Origin of the sequence: Rhizobacter sp. (assembly GCF_035702065.1) — a bacterium.
Classification (GTDB): domain Bacteria; phylum Pseudomonadota; class Gammaproteobacteria; order Burkholderiales; family Burkholderiaceae_C; genus Rhizobacter.
In genome coordinates, this window is record NZ_DASSRA010000238.1 from 1 (window position 1) to 3,905 (window position 3,905).

A 3,905-nucleotide genomic window follows, 5' to 3' on the forward strand; every position below is an offset into this window, starting at 1 on the left:
CGCCGGCCGCGGCGGCATCTGGATGCCCACCGGCTCCAGCACCAGCACGTGGCGCACGCTGTCGGGCTCGGCCAGCGGTGCGAGCGCGATGCGCGCAAAGCCGGAGTCGACGCGCCGGTCGACGCTCACCACCTTGGCCACCGGCACGCCCGCGGGGTAGATGCCATCGACGCCCGAAGTGGAGAGCACGTCGCCCACCTGCACGTCGGCGTTGCCGGCCATGAAGCGCAGCTCCAGCCCCGCGCCGGCCGAGTTGCCGAAGGCCGCGCTGCGCGCCTGCGTGCGGCTGTTGAGCACGGGGATGGCGGCTTCCTTGTCGGTGAGGAGCGTGACCTCGGCGCTGTAGGGGTAGACGCGCGTCACCTGGCCCAGCACGCCCACCTCGTTGATGACCGGCGACGACACCACCAGCCCGTCGCGGTTGCCGCGGTCGATGATCACCTTGCGTGAATACGGGTCGGGCGCGTCGTACAGCACCTCGGCCGTCTGCGAGCGCACCTTCAGCGCACCGCGAAGGTCGAGCAGGGCGCGCAGGCGGGTGTTCTCCTGCATCAGTTGCTCGACGCGCGCTGCGCGCTCGGACTGCTGCGCCAGCGCCAGCTTGGCCCGGGTCTCGGCAGCACGCGCCTCCTGCAGGCCCATCAGGTAGTCGGACGCCGCCACCCAGCCGTCGACGGGCGCGCGCAACAGGCGCTCCACCGGGTTGAGCACGGTCGCGACGACCGCCCGCAGCGGCTGCGTCACCTTGAAGCGGGTGTCGGCCACCATCAGGAACAGCGCCAACGCCGAGAAGAAGACCATCCGCGTGAACGCCGACGGCCCTTGGCGGAAGAAGGGCGGCGGGGTTCGATCGAGAGTGCCTAGTGGCATGGCGTCAGAGCAAGCGCAGCGAGCGACTCATCAAGCAACACCCGAGGATACGGCTACGCCGGGCCGATGGGTGGCGCCCCCTGGGGGCAGGAGCGAAGCGACTGGGGGGCCGTCATTCACTCCGAGGTGAAGATTGAACCGAGGCGTTCCATCCGCTCCAGCGCCATGCCACAGCCGCGCACCACGCAGGTCAACGGGTCTTCGGCCACCAGCACCGGCAGGCCAGTTTCCTCGGCCAGCAGGCGATCGAGGTCGCGCAGCAGGGCGCCGCCGCCGGTGAGCATCATGCCGCGCTCGGCGATGTCAGCACCCAGCTCGGGCGGGGTTTGTTCGAGCGCGTTCTTCACGCTGGAGACGATCTGGTTCAGCGGGTCGGTCAGTGCTTCGAGGATCTCGTTGCTGCTGATGGTGAAGCTGCGCGGCACGCCTTCGGAGAGGTTGCGGCCCTTGACTTCCATCTCCTTCACCTCGGAGCCGGGGAAGGCCGAGCCGATCTGCTTCTTGATGGCCTCGGCGGTGGGCTCGCCGATCAGCATGCCGTAGTTGCGGCGGATGTAGTTGATGATGGCTTCGTCGAACTTGTCGCCGCCGACGCGCACGCTGCCCTTGTAGACCATGCCGCCCAGCGAGATCACGCCGACCTCGGTGGTGCCGCCGCCGATGTCGACGACCATCGAGCCGCTGGCCTCGCTCACCGGCAGGCCGGCGCCGATGGCCGCGGCCATGGGCTCCTCGATCAGGTAGACCTCGCTGGCGCCGGCGCCCAGCGCCGATTCGCGGATGGCCCGGCGCTCCACCTGGGTGGAGCCACAGGGCACGCAGATGATGATGCGCGGGCTCGGCTTCAGCATCTTCGAGTCGTGGACCATCTTGATGAACTGCTTGAGCATCTGCTCGGTGACCGTGAAGTCGGCGATCACGCCGTCTTTCATCGGGCGGATGGCTTCGATGTTGCCGGGCACCTTGCCCAGCATGGCCTTGGCTTCGGCGCCCACCGCCTGGATGGTCTTCTTGCCGTTGGGGCCGCCCTCGTGGCGGATGGCGACGACCGAGGGCTCGTCGAGCACGATGCCTTTGCCGCGCACGTAGATCAGCGTGTTGGCGGTGCCGAGGTCGATGGCCAGGTCGGTCGAGAAATAGCGGCGCAGGGATGCGAACATGTTTTTCTTTGGCAGATCGGCGAGCGTGGCGGCCAACGGTGACGCGCGGCACGCAGGGCGATGTGAATGGAGTGTGAGTGGCGGGCCTTCATGCCCATGTGCTCGACGGGAGTCGAGCGCAGGGGCGCAATATGGTTCCAAGCTTCATGAAAATGCTGCAAACCCTTGGTAAACCTTGGGTTTTAAGCGCATCCGGAGGCTTGTGGATAACCGGGGATAATACTGCATCACCCCTGGTTTTCGACCCCTCGGACACCCTTCCTAGACTGCATTTCCTATGGCCCTGACACCCCAAGACGTCGGCCGCATCGCCCACCTTGCCCGCCTCGAACTGCAGGCCCCGGAACAGGCGGCCATGCTGCAACAGCTCAACGGCTTCTTCTCCATCGTCGAGCGCATGAGCGCAGTCGACACCAGCGGCGTCGAGCCGCTCTACACCCCGCTGTCGGCCGTGCAGAACGTGGAGTTGCGCCTGCGCGAGGACGTGCCCACCGAGACCAACCAGCGCGAGGCCAACCAGCGCAACGCCCCCGCCGTGGAAGACGGCCTGTTCCTGGTTCCCAAGGTCATCGAATGAAGGACCTGCACCACCTGAGCGCGGCCGACATGGGCCGCGCGCTCGCCGACAAGGCCGTTTCCAGCGTCGAATTGACGAAACATCTGCTCGCACGCGTTGCCGCTCATGAACATCTGGGCGCCTTCCTGTGCGTCGACGAGACCGCCGCCATGCAACAGGCCGCCGCCGCCGATGCGCGCCGTGCCGCCGGCGAGCGCGGTGCCCTGCTGGGCGTGCCGCTGGCGCACAAGGACATCTTCGTGACGCAAGCCCTGCCCACCACGGCGGGCTCGAAGATGCTCAACGCCTACATGAGCCCCTTCGACGCCACGGTGGTGAGCAAGCTGTCGCAGGCTGGCCTCGTGACGCTCGGCAAGCTCAACTGCGATGAGTTCGCCATGGGCTCGAGCAACGAGAACTCGGCCTTCAAGCCCGCCAGGAACCCCTGGGACGAGACCCGCGTGCCGGGTGGCTCTTCGGGCGGCTCGGCCGCCGCCGTGGCGGCGCGCCTGGTGCCGGTGGCCACCGGCACCGACACCGGCGGCTCGATCCGCCAGCCGGCCAGCTTCACCGGCATCACGGGCATCAAGCCGACCTACGGCCGCGCCTCGCGCTACGGCATGATCGCCTTCGCCTCCAGCCTCGACCAGGCCGGGCCGCTGGCGCACAGCGCCGAAGACTGTGCCCTGCTGCTCCAGGCCATGTGCGGCTTCGACGAACGCGACGCCACCAGCTCGCCGCAGCCCGTGCCCGACTTCGCCGCCACGCTGGGCAAGCCGCGCGAAGGCGCGACCGCCGCGCAACCGCTGAAAGGCCTGCGCATCGGCCTGCCGGGCGAGTTCTTCCCCGCGGCCCTGGCCGCCGACGTGAACGGCGCCGTGCGCGCCGCGCTGGCGCAGTTCGAGAAACTCGGCGCCACCCTGGTCGACGTGAGCCTGCCACGCACCGAGCTGTCCATTCCGGTCTACTACATCATTGCGCCGGCCGAGGCCTCGTCGAACCTGAGTCGCTTCGACGGTGTGCGCTTCGGCCACCGCGCCAAGCAGTACACCGACCTGCTCGACATGTACAAGAAGAGTCGCGCCGAGGGCTTTGGCCCCGAGGTGAAGCGCCGCATCATGATCGGCACCTACGTGCTCTCGCACGGCTACTACGACGCCTACTACCTGCAGGCGCAGAAGCTGCGCCGCATGATCGCCGACGACTTCCAGGCCTGCTTCGCGCAGTGCGACCTGATCGCCGGCCCGGTGGCGCCGACGGTGGCCTGGAAGCTCGGCGAGAAGCACGACCCGATCCAGGCCTACCTGGCCGATATCTTC

Annotated in this window: 4 protein-coding genes; 2 read left to right on the forward strand and 2 right to left on the reverse strand. The window is 68.1% G+C overall.

What is annotated here, in order from left to right:
* A partial coding sequence (mreC, locus tag VFL64_RS11070; RefSeq protein ID WP_489540432.1) for a rod shape-determining protein MreC occupies positions 1-870 on the reverse strand: 870 nt, incomplete at its 3' end.
* 116 nt (positions 871-986) lie between these two features.
* Complete coding sequence (locus VFL64_RS11075) at positions 987-2,030, reverse strand: rod shape-determining protein (RefSeq protein ID WP_201808218.1); 1,044 nt, start codon at positions 2,028-2,030, stop codon at positions 987-989.
* Between the two features lie 277 nt (positions 2,031-2,307).
* On the opposite strand from VFL64_RS11075, the gene gatC reads away from it, so the two are divergent.
* Together gatC and gatA are read left to right on the forward strand one after the other, a co-directional pair.
* Positions 2,308-2,607: an Asp-tRNA(Asn)/Glu-tRNA(Gln) amidotransferase subunit GatC gene (gene gatC, locus VFL64_RS11080; protein WP_489540433.1), complete on the forward strand. Its 300-nt coding sequence runs from the start codon at positions 2,308-2,310 to the stop codon at positions 2,605-2,607.
* The coding region (gene gatA, locus VFL64_RS11085; protein WP_489540434.1) for an Asp-tRNA(Asn)/Glu-tRNA(Gln) amidotransferase subunit GatA at positions 2,604-3,905 on the forward strand (1,302 nt) is incomplete at its 3' end. The genes gatC and gatA, both read left to right, overlap by 4 nt.

Excerpts from the sequence above, each read along its gene's own strand:
- gatC (WP_489540433.1), top strand. The coding sequence starts at position 2,308 with ATGGCCCTGACACCCCAAGACGTCGGCCGCATCGCCCACCTTGCCCGC.
- VFL64_RS11075 (WP_201808218.1), bottom strand. The coding sequence starts at position 2,030 with ATGTTCGCATCCCTGCGCCGCTATTTCTCGACCGACCTGGCCATCGAC.